26 protein-coding genes and 1 tRNA gene are annotated in these 23,573 nt (G+C 66.8%); 21 read left to right on the top strand and 6 right to left on the bottom strand.

The features are described from left to right. Positions 1-19: 19 nt before the first annotated feature. A complete protein-coding gene (locus AC1PLS_RS15490; RefSeq protein ID WP_481103826.1) occupies positions 20-775 on the bottom strand; it encodes a DUF3011 domain-containing protein in 756 nt (251 codons plus the stop codon). A 157-nt stretch (positions 776-932) separates the two neighbouring features. Here AC1PLS_RS15490 and aspS point away from each other — a divergent pair, with 157 nt between their 5' ends. From aspS to queE, 17 genes are all read left to right on the top strand, one after another. Then, positions 933-2,699: an aspartate--tRNA ligase gene (gene aspS / locus AC1PLS_RS15485; protein WP_039812429.1), complete on the top strand. Its 1,767-nt coding sequence runs from the start codon at positions 933-935 to the stop codon at positions 2,697-2,699. Positions 2,700-3,041: 342 nt separating this feature from the next. Beyond that, positions 3,042-3,569, top strand: a complete 528-nt coding sequence (locus AC1PLS_RS15480; RefSeq protein ID WP_046343852.1) for a GNAT family N-acetyltransferase — start codon at positions 3,042-3,044, stop codon at positions 3,567-3,569. 175 nt (positions 3,570-3,744) lie between these two features. Next, on the top strand, positions 3,745-4,422 hold the full coding sequence (locus tag AC1PLS_RS15475; protein WP_481104502.1) for an alpha/beta fold hydrolase: 678 nt from the start codon (positions 3,745-3,747) through the stop codon (positions 4,420-4,422). 74 nt (positions 4,423-4,496) lie between these two features. Beyond that, complete coding sequence (locus AC1PLS_RS15470) at positions 4,497-5,225, top strand: YebC/PmpR family DNA-binding transcriptional regulator (RefSeq protein ID WP_024940614.1); 729 nt, start codon at positions 4,497-4,499, stop codon at positions 5,223-5,225. A 112-nt stretch (positions 5,226-5,337) separates the two neighbouring features. Then, the gene (gene ruvC, locus AC1PLS_RS15465; RefSeq protein ID WP_016904120.1) at positions 5,338-5,862 is read left to right on the top strand and encodes a crossover junction endodeoxyribonuclease RuvC; all 525 of its coding nucleotides are present in this window, start codon (positions 5,338-5,340) and stop codon (positions 5,860-5,862) included. 157 nt (positions 5,863-6,019) lie between these two features. Continuing rightward, positions 6,020-6,604, top strand: coding sequence for a Holliday junction branch migration protein RuvA (gene ruvA / locus AC1PLS_RS15460; RefSeq protein WP_016904121.1), 585 nt, complete (start codon positions 6,020-6,022; stop codon positions 6,602-6,604). A 52-nt stretch (positions 6,605-6,656) separates the two neighbouring features. After that, complete coding sequence (locus AC1PLS_RS15455) at positions 6,657-8,564, top strand: potassium transporter Kup (protein WP_026064726.1); 1,908 nt, start codon at positions 6,657-6,659, stop codon at positions 8,562-8,564. Between the two features lie 2 nt (positions 8,565-8,566). Further along, the gene (locus tag AC1PLS_RS15450; protein WP_481103825.1) at positions 8,567-9,685 is read left to right on the top strand and encodes an SMI1/KNR4 family protein; all 1,119 of its coding nucleotides are present in this window, start codon (positions 8,567-8,569) and stop codon (positions 9,683-9,685) included. Positions 9,686-9,724: 39 nt separating this feature from the next. Further along, positions 9,725-10,765 carry a Holliday junction branch migration DNA helicase RuvB gene (gene ruvB, locus AC1PLS_RS15445; protein ID WP_046346028.1) on the top strand — a complete coding sequence of 347 codons (1,041 nt, stop codon included), beginning with the start codon at positions 9,725-9,727 and terminating at the stop codon, positions 10,763-10,765. Between the two features lie 52 nt (positions 10,766-10,817). Then, positions 10,818-11,276: a tol-pal system-associated acyl-CoA thioesterase gene (gene ybgC / locus AC1PLS_RS15440; protein ID WP_024939950.1), complete on the top strand. Its 459-nt coding sequence runs from the start codon at positions 10,818-10,820 to the stop codon at positions 11,274-11,276. A gap of 11 nt (positions 11,277-11,287) precedes the next feature. Next, positions 11,288-12,067, top strand: a complete 780-nt coding sequence (gene tolQ, locus AC1PLS_RS15435; protein WP_016904125.1) for a protein TolQ — start codon at positions 11,288-11,290, stop codon at positions 12,065-12,067. A gap of 235 nt (positions 12,068-12,302) precedes the next feature. Further along, the gene (gene tolR, locus AC1PLS_RS15430) at positions 12,303-12,752 is read left to right on the top strand and encodes a protein TolR (protein ID WP_016904126.1); all 450 of its coding nucleotides are present in this window, start codon (positions 12,303-12,305) and stop codon (positions 12,750-12,752) included. Beyond that, entirely contained in the window at positions 12,742-13,779 is a 1,038-nt protein-coding gene (tolA, locus tag AC1PLS_RS15425; RefSeq protein ID WP_024939949.1) for a cell envelope integrity protein TolA, read from the top strand. Before tolR ends, tolA begins: the two co-directional genes overlap by 11 nt. Before the next feature lie 263 nt (positions 13,780-14,042). Beyond that, positions 14,043-15,362: a Tol-Pal system beta propeller repeat protein TolB gene (tolB, locus tag AC1PLS_RS15420; protein ID WP_024939948.1), complete on the top strand. Its 1,320-nt coding sequence runs from the start codon at positions 14,043-14,045 to the stop codon at positions 15,360-15,362. A gap of 57 nt (positions 15,363-15,419) precedes the next feature. Then, positions 15,420-15,938: a peptidoglycan-associated lipoprotein Pal gene (gene pal / locus AC1PLS_RS15415; protein WP_016904129.1), complete on the top strand. Its 519-nt coding sequence runs from the start codon at positions 15,420-15,422 to the stop codon at positions 15,936-15,938. Positions 15,939-15,944: 6 nt separating this feature from the next. Further along, positions 15,945-16,763 (top strand): tol-pal system protein YbgF, encoded by an 819-nt coding sequence (gene ybgF / locus AC1PLS_RS15410; RefSeq protein WP_065032674.1) that lies wholly within the window; start codon positions 15,945-15,947, stop codon positions 16,761-16,763. Positions 16,764-16,805: 42 nt separating this feature from the next. Beyond that, positions 16,806-17,489 carry a 7-carboxy-7-deazaguanine synthase QueE gene (gene queE, locus AC1PLS_RS15405; protein ID WP_024939946.1) on the top strand — a complete coding sequence of 228 codons (684 nt, stop codon included), beginning with the start codon at positions 16,806-16,808 and terminating at the stop codon, positions 17,487-17,489. A 203-nt stretch (positions 17,490-17,692) separates the two neighbouring features. Here queE and AC1PLS_RS15400 read toward each other — a convergent pair whose 3' ends face one another. After that, positions 17,693-18,559, bottom strand: a complete 867-nt coding sequence (locus AC1PLS_RS15400) for an aldo/keto reductase family oxidoreductase (RefSeq protein WP_115511447.1) — start codon at positions 18,557-18,559, stop codon at positions 17,693-17,695. Between the two features lie 524 nt (positions 18,560-19,083). Here AC1PLS_RS15400 and AC1PLS_RS15395 point away from each other — a divergent pair. Both AC1PLS_RS15395 and AC1PLS_RS15390 read left to right on the top strand, forming a co-directional pair. Beyond that, the gene (locus AC1PLS_RS15395) at positions 19,084-19,299 is read left to right on the top strand and encodes a hypothetical protein (RefSeq protein ID WP_481103824.1); all 216 of its coding nucleotides are present in this window, start codon (positions 19,084-19,086) and stop codon (positions 19,297-19,299) included. Further along, on the top strand, positions 19,296-19,619 hold the full coding sequence (locus tag AC1PLS_RS15390) for a hypothetical protein (protein ID WP_481103823.1): 324 nt from the start codon (positions 19,296-19,298) through the stop codon (positions 19,617-19,619). The genes AC1PLS_RS15395 and AC1PLS_RS15390 overlap by 4 nt, the downstream gene beginning before the upstream one ends. 227 nt (positions 19,620-19,846) lie before the next feature. Here the strand turns inward: AC1PLS_RS15390 and AC1PLS_RS15385 are convergent. The 3 genes from AC1PLS_RS15385 to AC1PLS_RS15375 form a co-directional block, all read right to left on the bottom strand. Next, a tRNA-Lys gene (locus tag AC1PLS_RS15385) sits at positions 19,847-19,922 on the bottom strand. 47 nt (positions 19,923-19,969) lie between these two features. Continuing rightward, positions 19,970-20,644, bottom strand: a complete 675-nt coding sequence (gene queC / locus AC1PLS_RS15380; RefSeq protein ID WP_039519526.1) for a 7-cyano-7-deazaguanine synthase QueC — start codon at positions 20,642-20,644, stop codon at positions 19,970-19,972. 229 nt (positions 20,645-20,873) lie between these two features. Then, positions 20,874-21,767, bottom strand: coding sequence for a LysR family transcriptional regulator ArgP (locus AC1PLS_RS15375; protein ID WP_481103822.1), 894 nt, complete (start codon positions 21,765-21,767; stop codon positions 20,874-20,876). A 76-nt stretch (positions 21,768-21,843) separates the two neighbouring features. Here AC1PLS_RS15375 and AC1PLS_RS15370 point away from each other — a divergent pair, with 76 nt between their 5' ends. Both AC1PLS_RS15370 and AC1PLS_RS15365 read left to right on the top strand, forming a co-directional pair. Continuing rightward, on the top strand, positions 21,844-22,494 hold the full coding sequence (locus tag AC1PLS_RS15370) for a LysE/ArgO family amino acid transporter (RefSeq protein ID WP_221208333.1): 651 nt from the start codon (positions 21,844-21,846) through the stop codon (positions 22,492-22,494). Between the two features lie 25 nt (positions 22,495-22,519). Next, on the top strand, positions 22,520-22,945 hold the full coding sequence (locus tag AC1PLS_RS15365; RefSeq protein WP_016904343.1) for a GNAT family N-acetyltransferase: 426 nt from the start codon (positions 22,520-22,522) through the stop codon (positions 22,943-22,945). A 78-nt stretch (positions 22,946-23,023) separates the two neighbouring features. On the opposite strand, the gene AC1PLS_RS15360 is transcribed toward AC1PLS_RS15365, so the two are convergent. Next, complete coding sequence (locus AC1PLS_RS15360; RefSeq protein WP_102251485.1) at positions 23,024-23,389, bottom strand: hypothetical protein; 366 nt, start codon at positions 23,387-23,389, stop codon at positions 23,024-23,026. Positions 23,390-23,573 lie beyond the last annotated feature (184 nt).

Here is a 23,573-nt window from a genome sequence, read left to right as displayed (position 1 = left end):
GGCGCGCCTGTTCGCTGCTTCAACGCGCCTCGAAGCGTGCCCGGCAACCATCGTTGACCCACACCGTCGCGCGGCGCTCGTCGTACCCCCAGCTGCGGCCTTCTTCGCAACGGGTGTCGGACAGCTGGCGGGTCAGCACCGGGCGGCCATAGCGGCCATCCCAGCCGCAGGTACGCAGGCGGCGGTCGTCGCTGGCGCAGGTGATGGCGTAATCGTTGCGCGGGCGGTCGTCGCGGCCACCGTAGCCGCCGTCACCCCGGTCCCAGCCGCCGCCGCGTGCCTGCGCAAACTCGCCCCGGCAGCCGTCGTCCACCCAGATCCGGCCCCCGTCCTGGCGCCAGTTGCGGCCTTCCACGCAGGGCGTGTTGGACAGCTGGCGCACCAGCATCGCGCGGCGCCAGCCGGTGTCGCAGATCTTCTGGCGCTGGTCGTTGCTCTCGCAGCGCACCGTGCCGGCCACCCCGCCACCGTTGCCGCCCCAGCCGCCGTTGCGGCCATCGACAAAGCGCGCGCGGCAGCCGTTGTCGACCCAGACGCGGCCGCGCTCGCTGCCCCAGTTGCGGCCTTCGATGCAGCGCGTGCCTGAGATGTTTTCGACCAGCACCGCGCGGCCGCGGAATGGCGTATCGCACTCGCGGCGACGGTTGTCGTTGCTGGAGCAGGTGATGCTGGGGCCGTTCCAGCCGCGGTCCTGCGCGGCGGCAGGCGCGCTGGTCAGCAGGCCGGTCAGGGTGATCAGGCCGAAGCCGGAGAGCAGCAGGGCGGTGCGCAGCATCGTGGCGTCCTTGGTGCGGAAGGGTCTGGCGCCTATTCAGCCGGGCCCTGACTTAAGCGGCCATGAGCGCCCGCAGATTTGCTCCTGCCGCCCGCCGGCCCCAGAATATCCGGCTCTCCGGCGCTGTCCTGTGTCGGGTTTTTCAGCGGAGCTTTCGATGCGTACCCACTTCTGCGGCCTGGTCGACGAGACCTTGATCGGCCAAACCGTCACTCTCGCCGGCTGGACCGACGTGGCCCGCAACCTGGGCGGGGTGTGCTTCATCGACCTGCGCGACCACGAAGGCATCGTGCAGGTGACGGTCGAACCGGTGGCCGGCGACGACGCCAGTGCCGAGCTGTTCAAGGTGGCCGCCAGCCTTGGCTACGAGGACGTGCTGCAGGTCGAAGGCGTGGTGCGTGCGCGGCATGCGGTCAACGACAAGCTGCGCACCGGCAAGGTGGAAGTGATCGCCACCCGCATCAGCATCCTCAACAAGGCCGCGCCGCTGCCGTTCCACGCGCACGAGAACCCGGGCGAGGAGACGCGCCTGAAGTACCGCTATCTGGACCTGCGCCGTCCGGAAATGCAGCGCATGCAGCGCACCCGCATCAAGCTGGTGCAGGCGCTGCGCCGGCACCTGGACGCACGCGATTTCCAGGACATCGAAACCCCGATCCTGACCAAGGCCACCCCGGAAGGCGCGCGCGACTTCCTGGTGCCGGCGCGGATGCATCCGGGCGAGTTCTATGCCTTGCCGCAGAGCCCGCAGCTGTTCAAGCAGATCCTGATGGTGGCCGGCTTCGACCGCTACTACCAGATCGCGCGTTGCTTCCGCGACGAAGCGCTGCGCGCCGACCGCCAGCTGGAATTCACCCAGCTCGACATGGAATTTGCCTTCGTGCGCGAGCGCGACGTGCAGGATTTCGTCGAAGACATGATTCGCGCCATCTTCGCCGAAGTGGTGGACGTCGAACTGGCCGCGCAGTTCCCGCGCATGACCTGGGCCGAGGCGATGCGTCGCTATGGCTCGGATAAGCCGGACCTGCGCATCGCGCTGGAACTGGTCGACGTGGCCGAACTGGTCAAGAGCAGCGAGTTCCCGGTGTTCACCGCCGCCGCCAACGATGCCGACGGCCGCGTGGCCGCGCTGCGCATCCCTGGTGGCGCCACGCTGTCGCGCAAACAGATCGACGAATACGCCGCCCACGCTGCCAAGTACGGCGCCAAGGGCCTGGCCTACGTCAAGCTGTCGGAGAGCGGCGAAGTCAGCTCGCCGATCGCCAAGTTCTTCGGCGAAGACGCCTTCGCTGCGCTGCTCAAGCACGTCGGGGCCGGCAACGGCGACATCGTGTTCTTCGGTGCAGGCGGCTACAACAAGGTGTCCGACTTCATGGGCGCGCTGCGTTTGAAGGCCGGCAAGGATTTCAACCTGATCGCCGATGGCTGGGCGCCGCTGTGGGTCACCGATTTCCCGATGTTCGAGTGGGACGAGGAGGCGCAGCGCTACGTCGCCCTGCATCACCCCTTCACCGCGCCGGCGGTGGACGACATCGCCGACCTGCGCGCCAATGCCCGCACGGCGGTGTCGCGCGGTTACGACATGGTGCTCAACGGCAACGAAATCGGCGGCGGCTCGATCCGTATCCACCGCCCGGACATGCAGAGCGCGGTGTTCGAGCTGCTCGGCATCGGCGCCGAGGAAGCGCGCGCCAAGTTCGGCTTCCTGCTGGATGCGCTCAACTACGGCGCGCCGCCGCACGGCGGCATCGCCTTCGGCATCGACCGCATCGCGGCGCTGATGGCAGGCACCGACTCCATCCGCGACGTCATCCCGTTCCCCAAGACCACCGGCGCGCAGGACCTGATGACCGACGCCCCGTCGCCGATCGCCGCCGATCAGCTGGCCGAAGTGCACGTGCAGGTACGCCCCAAGCAGGTCTGACCTGCCGCCCACACGGCCACCCCAGCGTGGCCGTGCAGCCGGCACGCTGCGCCGTGCAGCGTGTCGCGTGCAGAGATGCCGCGGGCGCATCGCGCCCCCGCTCAACGATCGATGCCCACACCGGCGGCGGTGCCTGCCGCAGCCGCGACGCAGGGCCTTGCCCCGCGCTCGCCCTCAACAACGCACTGCGCGCAGTCCACGCCGCGCCGGCCCGCAAACGCGTATCGGATCGCAGATGCTCTTCCGATTCCCGAATCCCGAATCCCGAATCCCGAATCCCCGCTTGCGACCCCACCACCGCATGCGCGAAGCTGCCACGTCCACCCGGCAAGAGAAGCCCGCATGACCCGCATCCGCCGCGCCACACCGGACGATGCCGAAGCCTTGTCGCTGCTGGCTGCGCAGACCTTTACCGAAACCTTCGGGCATCTCTACCCGCAGGAGGATCTGCACGGCTTCCTGCAGGAGACCTATGCGGTCGAGCGCGCGCGCATCGTGCTGGCGCATCCGGACTATGCGATCTGGCTGCTGGAGATGGACAACCTGCTGGTCGGCCACGCTGCCGCCGGCCCCTGCGGACTGCCGCATCAGGACGTGCGTCCCGGCGACGGTGAGCTCAAGCGGCTGTATCTGTTGAAGGACTACCAGAACAGCGGTTGGGGCAGCCGCCTGTTCGAGACCACGCTGGACTGGCTGGAGCGCGACGGCCCGCGCACGCTGTGGATCGGCGTGTGGTCGGAGAATTTCGGCGCGCAGCGTTTCTACGCCCGCTACGGGTTCGAAAAGGTCGGCGAATACGATTTCCCGGTCGGCAAGATCCTCGACCGCGAATTCATCCTGCGCCGCACCCCGCGCATTGCGGCCGATTGAACGGCGCGCCGATGCCCGGCTGGCGCGGCGTGCGACCACGGTTGCCGGCGCCAATCGGTTGTCGGTCTGCCGGCCCGGCGCCGGTGGCGTTGATTCGCGCGCAAGCGACCTGCGGCAGATCCGCCGCACATTCGCGCTCACCTGAAGCCGGCGCCAAGTCGCGGTCATGACCTCCGTGTCCGGCGCATCCTCGTTCATCCCGGGTCACTCCCAACGCATCCTGCGTGAGCGGGCGAGCGCCGCGACCGCCGACGTGCTGCTGGTGCACGGCATCTGGAACACCGCGCACTGGCTGTTGCCGCTCGCGCGCCGGCTGCGTGCCGAGGGCCTGGCGCCGGCGCTGTTCGGCTACGCCAGTGTGCTCGGCGGACCCGAACGGTCCGTGCCACGGCTGATCGAACGCCTGCAGGCGACCGGCGCGCAATTGCTGGTCTGCCACAGCCTGGGCGGGCTGGTCGCGCTGCAGGCCCTGCGCGCCGCGCCCGAATTGCCGGTGCGCCGCGTGGTCTGTCTGGGCTCGCCGTTGTGCGGCAGCGCCGCCGCGCGCGGCCTGGCCCGCCGCGGCGGGCGCTGGGCGCTGGGGCGCAGCGCGGCCTTGCTGCAGCACGGTGTCGTGCAATGGGAGGGCGAGGCGGAGATCGGCCAGATCGCCGGCACCGTCGCGCGCGGGGTAGGGCGATGGCTGGCGCCGCTGGACGGCGGCTCGGACGGTACCGTGGCGCTGGCCGAAACCCGCCTGCCCGGGCTGCGCGACCATTGCGTGGTGCAGGCCAGCCACAGCGGCCTGTTGCGCTCGCCCGAGGCCGCGCAGCAGGTGCTGCGCTTCCTGCGCCAGGGCCGGTTCCGCCACTGAACGCCGCGCCCCGGTGCGGGCGAGCAATCAGGTAAAATCCGCGCCCTGTCATCCAAGCCAGTCTGGAACCACCCATGGGTAGAGGCCCCTCCATCGAAGGCCGCAAGAACGCCTCCGACGCCAAGCGCGGCAAGATGTTCACCAAGATCATTCGCGAGATCAGCGTCGCCGCGCGCGGCGGCGGTGGCGATCCGTCCAACAACCCGCGCCTGCGCGTGGCGGTGGACAAGGGTCTGTCGGCGAACATGTCCAAGGACGTGATCGAGCGCGCCATCAAGAAAGCCACCGGCGAGCTGGAAGGCGTGGAATACGAGGAAGTGCGCTACGAGGGCTACGCCCCCGGCGGCGTGGCGGTGATCGTGGACTGCCTGACCGACAACCGCGTGCGCGCGGTGGCCGACGTGCGCCATGCCTTCAGCAAGTGCGGCGGCAACATGGGCACCGACGGCTCGGTGGCCTTCATGTTCAAGCGCCTGGGCGTGCTGAGCTTTGCCGCCGGCACCGACGAAGACACCCTCACCGACGCGGCGATCGAAGCCGGCGCCGACGATGTGGTGGTCTACCCGGAAGACGGCGCCATCGACGTGCTGACCGCCCCGGACGCCTTCGCCCAGGTCAAGCAGGCGCTGACCGCCGCCGGCCTGGAGCCGGCGCACGCCGAAATCACCTTCCGCGCCGAAAACGACATCGCCGTCGACGGCGACACCGCCGTGCAGGTCCGCAAGCTGCTCGACATGCTCGAAGACCTGGACGATGTCCAGGACGTCTATTCGAACGTCGATCAAGCGGCGCTTGGCGCCTGATGATGGCCGGGATGGCGGGATTCGTTATTCGGGATTCGCAACAGCAATGCGATCGCCGCACGGCAGGTGCGTCACCAATCCCGAATCCCGACTCCCCAATCCCGGCGTTTCGATGACCCGCATCCTCGGCATCGATCCCGGCTCCCAGCGCACCGGGCTCGGCATCATCGACGTCGACGAGAGCGGTCGCAGCCGGCATGTCTATCATGCGCCGCTGGTGCTGCTGGGCGAGGGCGACTTCGCGCAGCGGCTCAAGCGCCTGCTGCACGGGCTGGGCGAGGTGATCGAGACCTACCGGCCGCAGGAAGTGGCGATCGAGAAGGTGTTCATGGGCAAGAGCGCCGATTCCGCGCTCAAGCTCGGCCACGCGCGCGGGGCGGCGATCTGCGCGGTGGTGCTGCGCGATCTGCCGGTGCACGAGTACGCTGCCACCGAGATCAAGCTGGCGCTGGTCGGCAAGGGCGGGGCGGACAAGGTGCAGGTGCAGCACATGGTCGGCATCATGCTCAACCTGAAAGGCAAGCTGCAGGCCGACGCCGCCGACGCACTGGCGGTCGCCATCACTCACGCCCACGTGCGCGCCACCGCGCAGCGCCTGGGCGTCAATACCCAACAGGCCTGGAGCCGCAAGAAATGAGAATCGGGAGTCGGGAGTCGGGATTGGGGATTGGCAACGGCAGGTTCGTTCGCGCTGAGCTGATCGGGCTGTACGCGGCCGTTGTCAACGGCCGCGAGGGAACTAACCAATCCCCAATCCCCAATGCCCAATCCCGGCATCTCCTTGGAGGTGCCCAATGATCGGCCGCCTGCGCGGGCTGCTGGCCTACAAGCAGCCGCCGTGGCTGGTGATCGATGTCGGTGGGGTGGGGTATGAGCTGGAGGCGCCGATGAGCACCTTCTACGACCTGCCCGATGTCGGCCGCGACGTGATTCTGTTCACCCACTACGCGCAGAAGGAAGACAGCGTGTCGCTGTACGGTTTCCTGCGCGAAGGCGAGCGCAGGCTGTTCCGCGACGTGCAGAAGGTCACCGGCATCGGCGCCAAGATCGCGCTGGCGGTGCTGTCCGGGGTCAGCGTGGACGAGTTCGCCCGCCTGATCACCAGCGGCGACATCACCGCGCTGACCCGCATCCCCGGCATCGGCAAGAAGACCGCCGAGCGTATGGTGGTGGAGCTGCGCGACCGCGCCGCCGACTTCAGCAGTGGCGCGCCGATCACCGGCCAGCTCGGCCCGGATGCGGTGTCCGAGGCCACGGTGGCCTTGCAGCAACTGGGTTACAAGCCGGCCGAGGCCGCACGCATGGCACGCGAGGCCGGGGCAGAAGGCGACGAAGTCGCCACGGTCATTCGCAAGGCCCTCCAGGCCGCGCTGCGTTAGGTCGCGCCGTCCTCCTCTCCTTCACGCCACTTGGCGATACCCTGCCCACTTCATGTCCCAGACCCCCACTTCCGCAGCTGGCCACGGCCATGCGCCTGCCAATAGCCATATGGCCTTGGTCATCGGCGCCATCGGCGTCGTCTTCGGCGATATCGGTACCAGTCCGCTGTACACCCTCAAGGAGGCGTTCTCGCCGCACTACGGGCTGACCAGCGACCACGACACCGTGCTGGGCGTTCTGTCGCTGGCGTTCTGGGCGCTGATGGTCACGGTGACGCTCAAGTACGTCACCATCATCATGCGCGCCGACAACGAGGGCGAGGGCGGCATCATGGCCTTGATGGCGCTGACCCAGCGCACCCTGCGCAGCGGATCGCGCTCGGCGTACGTGGTCGGCATTCTCGGCATCTTCGGCGCCTCGCTGTTCTTCGGCGATGGCGTGATCACCCCGGCGATCTCGGTGATGGGCGCGGTCGAAGGCCTGGAAATCGCCGCGCCCAGCCTGCATCCCTTCATCGTGCCGATCACCGTGATCGTGCTGCTGGTGGTATTCATGGTGCAGCGCTTCGGCACCGAAAAGGTCGGCAAGGTGTTCGGCCCGATCACCTGCCTGTGGTTCCTGTCGCTGGGGGCGATCGGCGCCTGGAACATCGTCGACGCACCGGAAGTGATGAAGGCCTTCAATCCCTGGTGGGCGATCCGCTTCTTCATGGAGCACGGCTGGCACGGGGTGTTCATCCTGGGCGCAGTGGTGCTGGCGGTGACCGGCGGTGAAGCGCTGTATGCGGACATGGGCCACTTCGGCGCCAAGCCGATCCGCCATGGCTGGTATTTCTTCGTGTTGCCGATGCTGCTGCTCAACTACCTGGGGCAGGGCGCGCTGGTGCTCAATCACCCCTCCGCACTGAAGAACCCGTTCTTCGAAGCGGTGCCGGGCTGGGCGCTGTATCCGATGATCATCCTGGCCACGCTGGCGGCCGTGATCGCGTCGCAGGCGGTCATCACCGGCGCCTATTCGGTGGCCCGCCAGGCGATGCAGCTGGGCTACATCCCGCGCATGCTGATCAAGCACACCTCGCGCACCACCATCGGCCAGATCTACGTGCCCGGCATCAACTGGCTGCTGATGGTGATGGTGATCGCGCTGGTGCTGATCTTCCGCAGTTCCACCAATCTGGCGGTGGCCTACGGCATCTCGGTGTCGATGACCATGCTGATCGATACCCTGCTGCTGGCGCTGGTGGCGCGCTCGTTGTGGCCGCGCTGGCGCAACTGGGTGCTGCCGCTGTGCGTGGTGTTCTTCTTCATCGAGCTGGCCTTCGTCATCGCCAACGGCGCCAAGCTGTTGCAGGGTGCCTGGTTCCCGCTGGCGCTGGGCATCGTGGTGTTCACCCTGATGCGCACCTGGCGCCGCGGCCGCGCGCTGCTGCGCGAGGAAATCCGCAAGGACGGCATCCGCATCGACAGCTTCCTGCCGGGCCTGATGCTGGCCCCGCCGGCGCGCGTGCCGGGCATGGCGGTGTTCCTCACCGCCGACCCGATGGTGGTGCCGCATGCGCTGATGCACAACCTCAAGCACAACAAGGTGCTGCACGAGCGCAACATCTTCCTCAACGTCGACACCTTGCCGATCCCGTACGCGCCGGCGGACAAGCGCCTGCAGATCGAATCGATCGGCGACGAGTTCTACCGCGTCTATGTGCGCTTCGGCTTCATGGAAACGCCGGACGTGCCGCTGGCGCTGATGCGTTCCTGTGACCAAGGCGGCATCCATTTCGACCCGATGGACACCACCTTCTTCGCCAGCCGCGAGACCATCGTGGCCAGCGCCAACCGCGGCATGCCGATCTGGCGCGACAAGCTGTTCGCGCTGATGCATCGCAACGCCGCCCCGGCCACCGGCTTCTTCCGCATCCCCGGCAACCGCCTGGTCGAGCTGGGCGCGCAAGTGGAGATCTGAGCATGGCAGCGCTCAAGTGGATGATCTACGGTCGTTCGCCGAGCCTGGCCACCTTCTGGGACGAAGCGCTCAACCTCGGGCGCGTGCCGGCGAGCGAGGCCGCCATCGCAGCGGCGCAAGCGCGGCTCGGTGTACGTCTGCCGGCGTGGCTGCGCAGCCTGTATGCACGCTATGACGGCGGCGCTGTGCAGATGGCGCGTGGCCAGTCGCTTGAGGAACCGGACAACTGGCTCAAGGCCGAATGGCTGATCCCGCGTGCACGCCTGCTTGGCAGTGCGGAATTGTTTTCCTTCGCACAGGTGCGCGCTCGCGAGGACTACCGCGATGACGCATTTGCCGGTCTGGCTGCCGGTCGCGATGACGGCCGCCTGATCGTCATTGCCGCCGATGACCGCACGCCCAGCCGCGCGCTGTGCCTGGACTACTCCGCATCCGATGTTGAGCCCACCGTGGTCTATGTCGACGCAGGCAATAATCGCAGGCTGGCGGAGTTTGCCAACGTGGACGCTCTGCTGTCGCAGTTGGTCGATGTCCACTACTGGTCGCCCGCCCTGCAGGCCAAGCACGATGGGGATGTGGTGCGTTGGCAGCCGCAGCCGCCCGCGTTGACCACGTTCTGGAGCGGTGCCGGGTACTGGAACGACGGCGGGGCCGCTGCGGACGCCTCTGTGTTGGCTGCCACCGAAGCGCGCCTGGGCGTGCGCCTGCCGGCGTTGTTCAAGCAGCTCTACAGTGTCCAGGACGGCGGCGACACCGGCTGGTGCTGGGTGCCGCGGACCCGCTTTCCCTCCGATCTTTACGTGGATTGGGAATGCGTGCTGGTGGATCGGTATCTGTCGCCGCTGGCGAAGATCGGCAGCCTGCTGGATCTGGCCGCTGCCTTCGAAGACCCCGACGACTTCAGCGCGGCGGCCTGCCTGCACGCCGGCCTGGATCGGGTGCTGGTGCTGTCAAGCCATAACATTGACTGTCTGTTGTGCCTGGACTATCGCGCGGGCGGCCCGCAGTGCGAGCCGGACGTGGTGTATTTCGATCGCTGGGAGGGGCTGGTCCCAACCTGGCGCGCGCCCAGCTTCGACGCGTTCTTCAGTGTGCTGCGGCAGGCCGATCTTGATTGCTAGATGCTGCGCCGCCCGCACGCGGCATGCGAAGATGGCGGGATGACCGAACAGCGCATCATCGCCAGCAGTGCCACCCGCGAAGACGATGCCGCCGATGCGAGCATCCGGCCCAAGCGCCTGGCCGATTATCTGGGCCAGCAGCCGGTGCGCGAGCAGATGGAGATCTACATCGAAGCGGCCAAGGCGCGCGGCGAGGCGATGGACCATGTGCTGATCTTCGGGCCGCCCGGTCTGGGCAAGACCACGCTCAGTCATGTCATCGCCAACGAGCTGGGCGTGAACCTGCGCTCGACCTCCGGCCCGGTGATCGAGAAGGCCGGCGATCTGGCCGCGCTGCTGACCAACCTGCAGCCGCACGATGTGCTGTTCATCGACGAGATCCATCGCCTCTCGCCGGTGGTGGAGGAAGTGCTGTATCCGGCGATGGAAGATTTCCAGATCGACATCATGATCGGCGACGGCCCGGCCGCGCGCTCGATCAAGATCGACCTGCCGCCGTTCACCCTGATCGGTGCCACCACCCGTGCCGGCCTGCTGACCGCGCCGCTGCGCGACCGCTTCGGCATCGTGCAGCGGCTGGAGTTCTATTCGCCGCAGGAACTGACCCGCATCGTGATCCGCTCGGCGGCGATCCTGGGCATCGACTGCACGCCCGAGGGGGCGGCCGAGATTGCCCGCCGCGCGCGCGGCACCCCGCGTATCGCCAACCGGCTGCTGCGGCGGGTGCGCGACTTTGCCCAGGTCAAGGCGGCGGGGCATATCGACCTGCCGGTGGCGCAGGCGGCGATGCAGATGCTCAAGGTCGACCCGGAAGGCTTCGACGAGCTCGACCGCCGCATGTTGCGCACCATCGTCGATCATTTCGACGGCGGCCCGGTTGGGGTGGAGTCGCTGGCGGCCTCGCTGTCGGAAGAGCGCGGCACGCTGGAAGACGTGATCGAGCCCTACCTGATCCAGCAGGGCTTTTTGATCCGCACCGCGCGCGGCCGCATGGCCACCCACAAGGCCTACATGCACCTGGGCCTGAAACCGCCACGGGACCGCGCGCCAGGATTCGGCGAGCCGGGAGAGCTGTTCTGATGATGCTCCGTTCATCGCGCGCCCAGGCCGTCTCGACCAACAATCCGTGCCCATGACCGCCGATTCCCGACTCCCGATTCCCCAATCCCCGCCTGTATTCAGTTGGCCGACACGCGTGTACTGGGAAGATACCGACGCCGGGGGCGTGGTCTACCATGCGCGCTACGTCGCTTTCATGGAACGGGCGCGCACGGAGTGGATGCGCGCACTCGGCTACGGGCAGGAGCGCATGCGCCAGCAGCACGATCTGGTGTTCGCGGTCCGCTCGATGCAACTGGATTTCCTCAAGCCGGCCCGGCTCGACGACGCGCTGTCAGTGTCGGCGGTACTGCTGCGATGCAAACGGGCCAGCCTGCTGTTTGCGCAGTCGGTACGTCGCGAGGGCGAAGTGCTGCTGACCGCCGAGGTGCGCATTGCCGCACTCGGTACCAGCGACTTCCGCCCGCGCGGGATGGACGATGCGCTGTATGACGTGTTGAAAGCTCTAGAAACCCCAGAATCCGATTACTGAGGAACAAACGGATGTCGATTGCATTGCTCCTGGCCCTGCAGGACACGGTAGTGGAAGCACTACCGCAGGACGTTGCCGCCGCTGCGGCACAGACCGCCAGCGTGGCGCACAACAGCAGCATCAACTATGTCGATCTGATTCTGCGGGCGAGTATCCCGGTCAAGATCATCGTGTTGCTGCTGCTGATCGGCTCGTTCATCAGCTGGGTGATCATTTTCCGCAAGGCGCGCGCCTTCAAGCAGGCCAACCGCGAGGCGGACGAGTTCGAAAACCGCTTCTGGTCCGGCGCCGATCTGGCCAAGCTCTACGCGTCGGCCACCGACCGTAACCGCACCGTCGGCGGCCTGGAGTCGATGTTCGAGAGCGGCTTCCGCGAGTTCTCGCGGCTGCGCGACCGTCGCCGGCTGGACGGGCGGGTGCAACTGGAAGGCGCACAGCGCGCCATGCGCACCGCCTTCACCCGTGAAGTCGACCAGCTCGAGCGCAATCTCGAATTGCTGGCCAACATCGGTTCCACCGCCCCGTACGTCGGCCTGGTCGGCACCGTGTTCGGCATCATGGTGACCATGCACGACATGGTCAGCAGCGGCGAGCAGGCCGGTATCGCTGCGGTCGCACCGGGTATTTCCGAAGCGCTGTTCGCCACCGCCATCGGCCTGTTCGTGGCGATCCCGGCGGTGTGGGCCTACAACCGCTTCACCACCCGCGTGGAACGGCTGTCGGTGCGCTACGAGACCTTCGCCGACGAGTTCAGCTCGATCCTGCAGCGCCAGGCCGGCGCGGACGAGTAATGCGCGTGCCCTGCGACAGCCGGCAGCCAGGCGAATGCCCCATCACGGCACGCACATCCCGCTGCGTGGACGTGGCAGGTGCGGCGTTCGCACATGCGCGTCTGGCGTGGCGCAGGGATTGGACAGGCAAGCCCCTCGCGACAGCGCGCACACGCATGTGCGATGGATTGGATGGGCGAGTCCCTCGCAAGAGCCCGCACATCCATGTGCGGGGGATCAATAGGAACGTTCCGCGATGATTTCCGGTATTTCCCGCCGTAAGAAGCGCAAGCTCAAATCCGACATCAACGTCGTGCCGTATATCGACGTGATGCTGGTGCTGCTGATCATCTTCATGGTGACCGCGCCGCTGCTGACCCTGAGCACCGACGTCAACCTGCCCAGCTCGCGCGCCAAGGCGCTGGAGAGCAAGCAGGATCCGGTCGTGGTGGTGGTCGCCGCCGACGGCCAGCTCGCACTGCAGCTGCCCAAGGGCAAGCCGCAGGCGATGGACGTGGCGGCGCTGCAGGCGCAACTGGCCGCCATCGTGGCGCAGGACAAGGACGCGCGCGTGGTCGTGGCCGGTGATCGCGCCGCGCCGTATCAAAAGATCATGGACGCCATCGACGTGCTCAAGCAGGCCAAGGTCGAGAAGGTCGGCCTGATCTCCGACTCCGGCGGCACTGCAGGCAGCGATGCACGCTGACGCACTCCCCACTCAGACGGCGCGCGAGGATGGCTGGCTGCGGCCGGTCGTGCTGGCCCTGGTCGTGCACGTGCTGGTCGCGCTGGTGTTCATCGCCGGCTGGCTGTGGTCGCCCGAACGCTCGGTCGAGCCGGCCGCGGGCGACCCCAGCATGGAAGCCTCGCTGGACGTGTCCGCCGCCGAAGCGCGCGTTGCGCGCCAGGCGCTGAAGGCCACGCCGGTGGAGGCACCGCCACCGCCGGCACCGCTGCCCGAACCGGCGCCGGAAGACACCGTGCCGCCGCCGCAGCCGATTCCCGAACCGCGTCCGCAGGATGCGCCCACGCCGCAACAGGCGCAGGCGCAGGAACGTGTCGCGCAGCCGGACAAGGTCGACCAGGACCGCGTCGACGCGCTGGCGCTGTCGGCGGAAAAGGCCAAGCAGGAACAGGAGGCCAAGCGCCGTCAGGAGCAGATCGACCTGACCGAGCGCAAACGCCAGGAAGAGGCCGAGCAGAAACTGCGCCTGGCCAAGCAGCAGGAAGAAGCCGACGCCAAGAAGAAGCAGGCCGCGGCGCAGCAGGCTGCCGCCGATGCCGAACGCGAAAAGAAGATCGCAGACATCCGCCGCCAGCGCGAACAGGCCACCAAGGAAGCCGCGCTGGCCGAGCAGAAACTGCGCCAGGTCGCCGCCGCGCGTGCGCAGCAGGCCTCGTCGGCTGCCGCCGCCACCGCGCAGCCGACCGCAGGGCAGGGCGGTACCAACACCGATCTGTCGGCCAAGTACGCCGCGGCGATCCAGCAGAAGGTGCTGGCGCAGTGGGTGCGCCCGCCGTCGGTGCCGCCGGGCCAGAAATGCAGCATCAACATCCGCCAGTTGCCGGGTGGCACCGTGATGGAGGCCAAGGTGGCGCCGGGTTGCCCTTACGACGAGGCCGGCCAGCGCTCGATCGAGGCCGCGGTGCTGAGCGCGCAGCCATTGCCGTACCGTGGGTTCGAGTCGGTGTTCCAGCGCAACCTGACGTTTGTGTTCACCCCGCAGGACTAAGCCCCTGATCGGGGGCGCGGCCGCATGACCTGCGCTGCGCCTCGGTCCGGATGTAGATTTGCGGGGTGTGGCCGGCTGCCTGGCGTCGTTCTGCCGGGTAGGTGGTGCTTCACCACCGCACGCCTGCTCGCCGGTTTGGCCGATGGAACGCCCGATGGTTGACCACTCGCTTCATTTTCACGCTGTCTCGTTCACGATTGCGAGTATGTTCACTCGCTGATTGGTATCCCTTGCACACTTTTCCTGCCCGATCCGAGCCGTCCATGAAAAAACCGCTGCGTTGGCTAGCTGCCTTGACCGCCCTGTTGTTGCCGCTGAGCGCGCTCGCGCAGCAGCAAGGGCTCACCATCGATATCGTCGGCGGTAGCGCTTCGGCGACGCCGATCACCGTCGTGCCCATGCCTTACCAGGGTTCCGGCACTGCGCCGCAGACCGATGTGTCTGCCGTCGTCGGTGCCGACCTGGACCGTTCCGGCCAGTTCCGCACGTTGCCGGTTGCGCAGATCGTCGAGAAGCCGACCCGCGGCACCGAGGTGCAGTTCCAGACCTGGCGTACGCTCAAGCAGAACTACATTGTGGTCGGCCGCGTGATGGATGCCGGCGAAGGCGCCTACCGCGTCGAGTACGAACTGTTCGACGTGGCCAAGGGCGAGCGTCTGCTCGGCCTGGCCATGACCGCACGCGCCAATGCGATGCGCGATGTCTCGCACCAGATGGCCGACGCGATCTACGAAAAGATCACCGGCGTGCGTGGCGCGTTCTGGACCCGGATCGCCTATGTGACCGCCAGCGGCAAGGGCGGCGCCATGCGCTATGCGCTGATGGTGGCCGACTCGGACGGCTACAACCCGCAGACCATCGTGCGCTCGGCCGAGCCACTGCTGTCGCCGAACTGGAGCCCGGACGGCAAGAAGCTGGCCTATGTGAGCTTCGAGCGCGGCAATTCCTCGATCTACCTGCAGGACATCGCCACCGGTGCGCGCGAGCTGGTGTCCAGCTTCCGCGGCATCAACGGTGCGCCGTCGTTCTCGCCGGACGGCCGCCGCCTGGCGCTGGCACTGTCGCGCAGCGGCAACCCGGAGATCTACGTCATGGATCTGGGCAGCAAGCAGTTGACCCAGCTGACCAATCACTTCGGCATCGACACCGAGCCGACCTGGGCGCCGGACGGCGGCAGCATTTACTTCACCTCCGACCGCGGCGGTCGTCCGCAGATCTACCAGGTGGCCGCAAGCGGCGGCAGCGCAAACCGCGTGACCTTCCAGGGCAACTACAACGCCACCGCCAGCGTCTCGTTCGACGGCAAGAAGATCGCCGTGGCACAGGGCAGCGGCAACAGCTACCGCATCGCCATGATGGACCGCAGCCTGGGTTCGCCGAGCTGGAGCACGCTCTCGCCGGGGTCGCTGGACGAGTCGCCGAGCTTTGCGCCGAACGCCAGCATGGTGCTGTACGCCGCACGTGAAGGTGGTCGTGGCGTGCTCTACGCCGTGTCTGCCGACGCTCGTGTCCGCCAGCGCTTGGTCCTGGCGGATGGAGATGTGAGAGAACCTTCGTGGGGGCCTTACCGAACCGCGCATTAATGTTAATATTTCGCTGCGTTAAACCACTCATTGGCCCAGAGCCTCCATAGGTATCCCATGAACAAGTCCACCCGCGTCTTGCTTGTCTCCCTGTTGTCCGTTGCCGTGCTGGCCGGTTGTTCGAAGAAGGTGAAGGAAACTCCGCCTCCTGCGACTGACACCACCGCTGGTTCCTCCGTTCCCACCGGCCCGTCCACCTCTGGCCTGTACGGCCCGGGCGACCTGGATACCGATGCCTGCTTGCGCCAGCGCGTCGTCTACTTCGATCTGGATCAGGACTCCCTGAAGCCGGAATTCCAGGCCATCATGGCGTGCCACGCCAAGTACCTGCGTGACCGTCCTTCCTCGCGCATCACCCTGCAGGGCAATGCTGACGAGCGCGGTTCGCGTGAGTACAACATGGGTCTGGGCGAGCGTCGCGGCAATGCCGTTTCGTCGTCGCTGCAGGCTGCCGGCGGTTCCGCCAGCCAGCTGACTGTCGTCAGCTACGGCGAAGAGCGTCCGGTCTGCACCGAAACCAGCGAAAGCTGCTGGTCGCAGAACCGTCGCGTCGAAATCGTGTACACGGCTCAGTAAGAAGCGATGCGCTTTCGAGTGACATCCCTGTTCGTCGCGGCGGCCCTTGTGGTCGCCGCGCCGGCACACGCGCAGCGAGCCAGTCTCGCTGATCGTGTTGCCGTTCTCGAGCAGCAGCAGGCCAACAGCCAGGCCAACAACGATCTCCTCAACCAGCTGCAGCAGGCGCGTTTGGACCTGCAGGGCTTGCGAGCGACCGTGGAGCAGCTGCAGCACGACAACGAACAACTCAAGCAGCAGTCCAAGGATCAGTATCTGGACCTGGACGGACGCCTGAATCGGCTGGAAGGTGCAGGTGGCGCAACCCCTCCATTGCCATCTCCCACCGGCAGCGTCACATCCGCCCCGGCTCCGGCCGCGCGGCCTGCAGCGGCGGCAACTTCCGAGAAGCCGCCCAGCGTGCATGGCGACCCAGGCACCCTGGCCGTCAGCAACGAGGAACGCACTGCCTACAACGTCGCCTTCGATGCATTGAAGAACGGCAAGTACGACGATGCCTCGCAGTTGTTCCTGAGTTTTCTGGAGCTGTATCCAAACGGCGTCTACACCCCCAATGCCTTGTACTGGCTGGGCGAGAGTTACTACGCCACCCGAAATTTCCAGCTGGCCGAGGCGCAGTTCCGCGATCTCGTCAGCCGCTATCCCACGCATGACAAGGCCTCTGGCGGCCTGTTGAAGCTTGGCCTGTCGCAGTATGGCGAAGGCAAGAACGACCAGGCCCAGCAGACCCTGCAGCAGGTCGCATCGCAGTATCCCGGCTCCGACGCAGCGCGCGTGGCTCAGGAACGTCTGCAGTCCATCCGTCTCGGCCAGCAACTGCGCTGAGCCCGCGCGTGCGCGCCTTCGGGCGTGACGAATACTTTGCCAATGAACGCCGCCGCCGTCCCCAGCGAGATCGTCCAGTCGCCGTTGCCGCGATTGAAGATCACCGAAATCTTTCTGTCCCTGCAGGGCGAAGCCGAGGCCGCCGGCTGGCCGACCGTGTTCGTGCGTTTGACCGGTTGCCCGCTGCGCTGCCATTACTGCGACACCGCCTACGCCTTCCACGGCGGTGAATGGCATGACATCGATGCGATCGTCGCCGAGGTGGCTAGCCACGGCGTGCGCCATGTCTGCGTGACCGGCGGCGAGCCGTTGGCGCAGAAGCGCTGCCTGGTGCTGCTGCAGAAACTGTGCGATGCCGGCTTCGACGTCTCGCTGGAGACATCCGGCGCGTTGGACGTGTCGGCCGTGGATCCGCGCGTCTCGCGCGTGGTCGACATCAAGACGCCCGCCTCCGGCGAGGAACAGCGCAACCGCTGGGAGAATCTGCCGCTGCTGACCGCACGCGACCAGATCAAGTTCGTGATCTGCAGCCGCGCCGATTACGAATGGTCGCGCGAGATTGTCGCCGCGCATGCGCTGGACCGCCGCTGCACGGTGTGGTTTTCGCCCAGCAAGAGCGAAGTGACGCCGCGGGAGCTGGCCGACTGGATCGTGGCCGATCGTCTGCCGGTGCGCTTCCAGATGCAGCTGCACAAGCTGCTGTGGAACGATGAGCCTGGGCGCTAGGCCCGAGCGCTAAGCCCGGGCGATAGAGCGACCGCGCTCGCCCAAGAAAGGCAGGCGCGGCCGGTTGCCCGCAATCGGCGTGTACCACGCATCCGTTGCGATTGCCGGCATGCCGTCCGCACCCACCTGACGACCACCCGCGACACTTTGTTGGCTGCTTCCGGTCCCCCGTGCAAGGCGAGCCAGGACGCGGCCGCCTGCGTTTACGCGGCGATCCTGTTCAATTCTTCGACGGCATCGGCCGGCAGTTTGAGTTCCGCCGCGAACAGATTGGCGCGCAGATGCGCCACCGACGAGGTCCCCGGAATCAGCAAGATGTTGGGCGAGCGCTGCAGCAACCACGCCAGTGCCACCTGCATCGGGGTTGCGGCCAGGCGCTGGGCAACAGCGGCAAGCGTGGACGATTGCAATGGCGAAAAGCCGCCGAGCGGGAAGAACGGCACGTAGGCGATGCCGTCGCGCGCGAGTGTGTCGATGATTTCGTCGTCGTGTCGATGCGCGATGTTGTACATGTTCTGCACGCAGACGATGTCGGTCATGGCGCGTGCCTCGGCCACCTGCGTCGCGGTGACGTTGCTGATGCCGATGTGCCGCACCAGGCCATCGCGCTGCAGCTTGATCAAGGCCGCCAGTTGCTCGGCGATCGAGCCTTCAGCTGGCTCCTGCGCCTTGAACATCACGCGCAGGTTGACCACCTCCAGCGTTTCAAGCCCCAGGTTGCGCAGATTGTCGTGCACCGCCTCGACCAGCTGCTGCGGCGAGAAGGCAGGTAGCCAGGAACCATCCGTGCCGCGCGCGGCGCCGATCTTGGTGACGATGGTCAATTCCTGCGGGTAGGGATGCAGTGCCTCTCGGATCAGCTGATTGGTGATGTGCGGTCCGTAGAAATCGCTGGTGTCGATATGGTTGACGCCCAGCGCGATGGCTTCGCGCAGCACCGCCAACGCACCTTCGCGGTCCTTGGGCGGGCCGAACACGCCAGGCCCCGCGAGCTGCATTGCGCCGTAGCCGATGCGGGTGAGCTTGCGGTCTCCAAGCAGAAACGTTCCGGCTTTTTCGATGTTGGTCATGGCATGTCGCTCGCGTGTCGTTGAGCCAACAACGATAGGAAACGTGGCGCGGCATGTGAATTCGCATTTGCCGCGGCGCCAGTCCACTCCCGCCAGGGCTTGTGGCATATGGGCGCAGCCGCAGCGCCCCGGGCCGATCGTCCGGCGGGATGTGCTGGAGTTTCAGGTTTTGCTGGCTGCACGGGCAGTGCTTTCGCCGCGTTTCTTCGCAACCGTCGCCGCCGCGTTGCGCGTTTTGCGTTGACAGGCGCCAAGCGGCGGCGCGAGTATTCCAACGTCGCCGCACAATCGGCGACCGGGATTGGCGTCCCGAACCAAAAGGCGCACCAGCGCCCATCGACCGATGCACGGCGCTTTTTTATCGCCCGCATCGTCGCGGGCGCATGCCGGCCAGTTTTATGGCGGGCGGTGCGCGGGGGCCGCAAGGCCCACCGGGTCCTTTTGGCCGGCACGCCAACCGCGTACCGTCCGCCACCCCGATTGGCGTCTGGGTGGCGGATTCCAAAACACAAAAGGAATCCAGCATGTCTCACGACACCCATGAAGCACCCACGTCTGTGGCGTACCAGGTCGTCCATGATGTGCGGCCGATCTTCAATGCCCGCGAAGGGACGCGTGCCGTCTGGCGAAGTCCGAATGCCCATCTCGGCGTCGCAGGTAAGGCTGTGCATGCGCTCACGCTTGCCGGCGCCGATGCAATCGCTAGCGTCGATAACGCGTTGACGGAGCCGCAGCGATGAGCCTGGGCAAACAGTTCCGGGTCTGCACGGGCGTCGTCCTCAGCGTCGAGGTGATGCAGGGCTATGTGCTGGCCATGCTGCATTCCGACGCGCAGCCCGATGCCTCGCCCGTCCTGATCGCCTGCGAAGCCACCGGCTTTGACGACATTTTGCCGGGCAGCGATGCGCAGAGCGTCGTACTGGGCCGCCTGCATGTCTGCATGCGCGTGGACGCCGCGGTGGACGTCGTCAGGTGGCTGCGCAAGCAGGCACGCGCCGCAGGAGCTGCGCGACGAACGCGGCGCGTGCAATCGCGTATCCAGAAGACGGGAGCCACATGATTGGCGAGAACGCCACGGCCGCCTGCGCCGGCCCACGACCTGCAAGATGACACGCGCGATCGGCAAAAGAGGAGCCGGCGTTGACGGCGGCGCGCCAGTCGCGGCAGATGGGGCATGCCATCCGACTCCGCGGCCGTGACGCAGGATCCCTGGCGATGCAGGTCCCGGCAACTTTCCGGCGGGCACAAAAAAAGCGCCTGTGGCGCTCTTCAAGTTGCTGATTTGATTGGTGGGCCGTGATGGATTCGAACCATCGACCAAAAGATTAAAAGTCTTCTGCTCTACCGACTGAGCTAACGGCCCACTGTCCCGGCAGTGCGCCGGGGTGCGCATTCTACCCTACAGCGGCGTCAAGGCGAAATGGCGTAGTGGGTGGGGTCCGCGACGCCGGCGTCGGCGAAACCGGCGGCACGCAGGCGGCAGGCGTCGCAGTGGCCGCAGGCGCGTCCGTCGGCGTCGGCGCGGTAGCAGGACACGGTCAGGCCGAAGTCCACGCCCAGGCGCACGCCTTCACGCACGATGTCGGCCTTGCTGAGGAACTGCAGCGGTGCGTGCACGCGCAGGCCGGCGCCTTCCACGCCAGCCTTGGTGGCCAGGTTGGCCAGCACTTCGAAGGCGCGCACGAATTCGGGCCGGCAGTCGGGGTAACCCGAATAATCGACCGCGTTGACGCCGCAGAACAGGTCGTTGGCGCCGATCACCTCGGCCCAGCCCAGTGCCAGCGACAGCATGATGGTGTTGCGCGCCGGCACGTAGGTGACCGGGATGCCGTCACCGCCGGCATCGGGCACGTCGATGTCGTCGGTGAGCGCCGAGCCGCCGATGCTGCGCAGGTCCACGTCCACCACCTTGTGCGCGATGACGCCCTGCGCCGCCGCCACGCGCGCGGCGGCGTCCAGCTCGGAGGTATGGCGCTGGCCGTAGCGCACGCTCAAGGCATGCACGGCAAAGCCCTGCTCCTGCGCAAGCGCGATGACGGCAGCGGAATCCATGCCCCCGGACAACAGAACAACGGCTTTTTTCATGACGGATCGGCAATCACAACGGAATAAGCGGAAAGGCTAGCAGGCTCGGCGTGGCACGGCGACCCGGCTGTCGCTGCGGCGGCAGCGGGATGCCGGGCAACGCGGCTGTGCCAAGCGTGCGCGGGCAGGGCAGCGATGTACCTGCAGGCCAATCCGGTGCGACAGCCTGCCGGCAGTTGCGCGCCTCGGACATCGTGTTTTTGCCGGCGTCGGTGCGGCACGGCCGGTCTCAGCGCAGGCTTGCAGCCGCGGCCTTGCGCAGGGCCTGGCCGAGCTGCTGCAAGGTGCTCGAGCGCACCGCGGCGCATTGCCAGTACAGCGGCACATCGAGCCAGCGTGTTGGGTCGATGATGACCACCTGCCTGTTGCGCACGGCAGGCACGACCATCGATTCCGGCGCTAGACACCAGCCGAGTCCGCGTGCGGCCGCTTCGACAAAACCGGTCGAGGTCGGCAGGTAGTGGATCGGCGGCGCCACCTGCGTGCGGGTGATGCGGCGGACAAAGCGGGTCTGCAGCGTGTCCTTTCGGTTGAACACCAGCATCGGTGCGTGGGCCAGGGCCGCTGCGCTGAAGCCCTGCTTGAAATGCGTTGCAACGAATGCGGCCGATGCGATGGCGTGGTAACGCATCACTCCCAGCGCCTGCACATTGCAGCCCTGCAGCGGCTTGCGCTCGGCGGTGACGGCACCGAGCACCGCCCCGGAGCGCAACAGCTCCAGGGTGTGGTCCTGGTCGTCCATCTGCACATCGAAAAGGACGCCGTGTTCCCGGTGCAGCGCCGACAGGGCCGCCAGAAACCAGGTCTGCAGCGAGTCGTCGTTGACGGCGATGGCCAGCGTGCGCGGATGCCCGGCGCTGCCGTCGCCAGGGAGGAAGTCGGCGATCGCTTCGGATTCCAGGACCTGCATCGGCTTCACCCGGCGTAGCAGGCGTTCGCCGGCCGGGGTAGGGCGGCAGGGGGCTTTGCGGATCACCAGCACCTGGCCGAGCCGGTCTTCCAGCGCCTTGATCCGCTGCGAAATCGCCGACGGCGTCACCGACAGCCGCCGCGCAGCGGCGTCGAAGCTGGCTTCCTCGAGAACGGCAGCGAATGCGGCCAGTTGCGGATGCAGAAGATCCATGGCGTTCGGCGGGATTAGAAGTTCTAAGCAGGATACAGAAGATTTAGTTTTCCTAATTGCAGCGGAACGCCCAGCATTGGCGCCTGTGATCCGGGAGGTGCTCGTGTTCCTTCAAGCCGCAATCTCTGGCTTTATCGCCAGCGCAGGTCTCATCATCGCAATCGGTGCGCAGAATGCATTCGTGCTGCGGCAGGGACTGCAGCGCCAGCATGTCGGTCTGGTGGTGGCGATCTGCGCGTTCGGCGATATCGCGCTGATCGTGCTGGGCGTAGCCGGGATTGGCGTGCTGGTGACGCAATGGCCGGAGTTGTTGCAGGGACTTCGCTATGCGGGAGCTGCATTTCTCGCGGCATATGGCGCGCTGGCTGCGCGCAGGGCCTGGTGTGGCACCAGCGGGTTGGCGCCGTCGCAGGCCGGTGCGCAACGCTGGCAGCGCGCCATGCTGACGTGCCTGGCATTTACCTTTCTCAACCCGCATGTCTATCTGGACACGATGCTGCTGCTGGGCAGCCTGTCCGCGCGCTACCCGGGTCAGCTGCGCTGGGCATTCGCGTCGGGTGCGTGCCTGGCCAGCATTGCCTGGTTTTCCGCTCTGGGCCACGGCGCGCGCTTGCTGCAGCCGGCCTTCCGCGATCCGCGCGCATGGCGTGTGCTGGATGCGGCGATCGCAGGATTCATGCTGGTGCTGTGCGCACTGTTGCTGCTGCCTGCGCGGGCGCTAGCCTGAGGCCACTGTTGCCGGAGTTGTCGTCATGTCGCCGCTGCGCGTTTCCACCGATCACTCCGAACTCGATGTTGCGCTGGTCCATCGCTACCTGGCCCAGCACAGCAGCTGGGCCAGGGACATCCCGCTTGCGGTGGTACAGCGCTCCATCGCCAACTCGCTGTGCTTCGGCGGGTTTCTGCAGGGCGGGCAGGTCGCGTTTGCGCGGGTGGTTTCCGACTATGCAACCGTCGCCTATCTGGGCGATGTGTTCGTGTTGCCCGAGCATCAGGGCAAGGGCTATGGCAAGGCAATGATGGACGCGGTCATGGCGCACCCCGATCTGCAGGGGCTGCGCCGTTTCAGCCTGGCCACCAGCGATGCGCATGGTCTCTATGCGCGCTACGGCTTCACGCCGCCGCTGGCTCCGCAGTCGCTGATGGAACGCTATCGTCCCGGTCTCTACACGCGCTAGCCGCGGCGGGCCGGCTGTTGCGCGGCCGCACCGGCATGGCACTGCGTCGTGGCAGAAGGACGGTTCAACGCGCTGCCGCTAGGCAAGCACTGCGACCTCGTCACCGCACAGCGCCGGCCAGGCATCGGCAGCGCGCATTGCCGCCAACGATGAATCGCAGTTGCCGCCGCACAGGTGCCGATCCTGCCGCAGGTCGATGGCTTCCCACTCCCAGCGCGGCGAATGCGGCATCTGCCAGGCTGCCAACAGCACCGACATGCCATCCTGGAGCATGAGCTGCCGCCGCCAGATCACGCGTGCGTCGAGAGGGGCTTGGTGCCAGTGCGATAAGGCATCGTCGTATGGCTTTGCGTCTGCGTCCCCTGCGTATGCGCAAGCATGCACGTTGGCATGCTCGTCGTTGATTGAGCGGTGCAGATCATGACTGTCGATGCTGGTGTTCACGGGTGATCCTTCCTGATTGAGAAGGCGTGCCGAGCGGTGACGAGAGCACGCACGGACACACCTGCAGTGCCGGCATCGCCGGCTGCGGATGTCGTGGGTACCGATGGCTAAGATGCCGCCTGCGCTGCAGACGGTGGCCGGGCTACCATCCGGCCTGCTCTCTTTCGACCGGCGCAGCGTAACC

This window comes from Xanthomonas sp. NCPPB 3218 (assembly GCF_056725185.1).
The sequence above is the reverse complement of the archived record's forward strand: the minus strand, read 5'-3'. Positions and strand labels throughout refer to the sequence as shown.

Coding starts and splice junctions, on each gene's coding strand:
- AC1PLS_RS15490 (WP_481103826.1), bottom strand. CDS start 775: ATGCTGCGCACCGCCCTGCTGCTCTCCGGCTTCGGCCTGATCACCCTG.
- aspS (WP_039812429.1), top strand. CDS start 933: ATGCGTACCCACTTCTGCGGCCTGGTCGACGAGACCTTGATCGGCCAA.
- AC1PLS_RS15480 (WP_046343852.1), top strand. CDS start 3,042: ATGACCCGCATCCGCCGCGCCACACCGGACGATGCCGAAGCCTTGTCG.
- AC1PLS_RS15470 (WP_024940614.1), top strand. CDS start 4,497: ATGGGTAGAGGCCCCTCCATCGAAGGCCGCAAGAACGCCTCCGACGCC.
- ruvC (WP_016904120.1), top strand. CDS start 5,338: ATGACCCGCATCCTCGGCATCGATCCCGGCTCCCAGCGCACCGGGCTC.
- ruvA (WP_016904121.1), top strand. CDS start 6,020: ATGATCGGCCGCCTGCGCGGGCTGCTGGCCTACAAGCAGCCGCCGTGG.
- AC1PLS_RS15455 (WP_026064726.1), top strand. CDS start 6,657: ATGTCCCAGACCCCCACTTCCGCAGCTGGCCACGGCCATGCGCCTGCC.
- AC1PLS_RS15450 (WP_481103825.1), top strand. CDS start 8,567: ATGGCAGCGCTCAAGTGGATGATCTACGGTCGTTCGCCGAGCCTGGCC.
- ruvB (WP_046346028.1), top strand. CDS start 9,725: ATGACCGAACAGCGCATCATCGCCAGCAGTGCCACCCGCGAAGACGAT.
- ybgC (WP_024939950.1), top strand. CDS start 10,818: ATGACCGCCGATTCCCGACTCCCGATTCCCCAATCCCCGCCTGTATTC.
- tolQ (WP_016904125.1), top strand. CDS start 11,288: ATGTCGATTGCATTGCTCCTGGCCCTGCAGGACACGGTAGTGGAAGCA.
- tolR (WP_016904126.1), top strand. CDS start 12,303: ATGATTTCCGGTATTTCCCGCCGTAAGAAGCGCAAGCTCAAATCCGAC.
- tolA (WP_024939949.1), top strand. CDS start 12,742: ATGCACGCTGACGCACTCCCCACTCAGACGGCGCGCGAGGATGGCTGG.
- tolB (WP_024939948.1), top strand. CDS start 14,043: ATGAAAAAACCGCTGCGTTGGCTAGCTGCCTTGACCGCCCTGTTGTTG.
- pal (WP_016904129.1), top strand. CDS start 15,420: ATGAACAAGTCCACCCGCGTCTTGCTTGTCTCCCTGTTGTCCGTTGCC.
- ybgF (WP_065032674.1), top strand. CDS start 15,945: ATGCGCTTTCGAGTGACATCCCTGTTCGTCGCGGCGGCCCTTGTGGTC.
- queE (WP_024939946.1), top strand. CDS start 16,806: ATGAACGCCGCCGCCGTCCCCAGCGAGATCGTCCAGTCGCCGTTGCCG.
- AC1PLS_RS15400 (WP_115511447.1), bottom strand. CDS start 18,559: ATGACCAACATCGAAAAAGCCGGAACGTTTCTGCTTGGAGACCGCAAG.
- AC1PLS_RS15395 (WP_481103824.1), top strand. CDS start 19,084: ATGTCTCACGACACCCATGAAGCACCCACGTCTGTGGCGTACCAGGTC.
- AC1PLS_RS15390 (WP_481103823.1), top strand. CDS start 19,296: ATGAGCCTGGGCAAACAGTTCCGGGTCTGCACGGGCGTCGTCCTCAGC.
- queC (WP_039519526.1), bottom strand. CDS start 20,644: ATGAAAAAAGCCGTTGTTCTGTTGTCCGGGGGCATGGATTCCGCTGCC.
- AC1PLS_RS15375 (WP_481103822.1), bottom strand. CDS start 21,767: ATGGATCTTCTGCATCCGCAACTGGCCGCATTCGCTGCCGTTCTCGAG.
- AC1PLS_RS15365 (WP_016904343.1), top strand. CDS start 22,520: ATGTCGCCGCTGCGCGTTTCCACCGATCACTCCGAACTCGATGTTGCG.